The sequence below is a fragment of the Streptococcus oralis genome, from assembly GCF_001578945.1.
Lineage (GTDB): Bacteria > Bacillota > Bacilli > Lactobacillales > Streptococcaceae > Streptococcus > Streptococcus oralis_Q.
Genome location: NZ_KQ969635.1, coordinates 1 through 361 on the forward strand (window position 1 = coordinate 1; position 361 = coordinate 361).

Sequence of the window (361 nt, forward strand, 5' to 3'; positions counted from 1 at the left end):
ATCAGCTAGCGCATCAGTATCAGCTAGCCAAAGCACTTCAGCGTCTGTATCTGCAAGTCAATCAGCTTCAGCATCAGTAAGCTCAAGCCAATCAGCTTCAGCATCAGTATCTGCAAGTCAAAGTGCTAGCGCATCAGTAAGCTCAAGCCAAAGTGCTAGCGCATCAGTAAGCTCAAGTCAAAGTGCTTCAGCGTCTGTATCTGCGAGCCAATCAGCAAGTACAAGCTTGAGCACTAGCGTATCAGCATCAATCAGTGCATCTGAATCAGCAAGTACCAGCTTGAGCAACAGCGTGTCAGCGTCAATCAGTGCTTCAGTATCCGCAAGCACCAGCTTGAGCAACAGCGTAAGTGCATCAATC

The 361-nt window shown here is 48.2% G+C and carries 1 pseudogene; it reads right to left on the reverse strand.

Annotated elements, in window-relative coordinates:
• Positions 1-177: 177 nt before the first annotated feature.
• Positions 178-361 (reverse strand): annotated as a pseudogene (locus tag SORDD16_RS12115) (hypothetical protein); the annotation flags it as partial.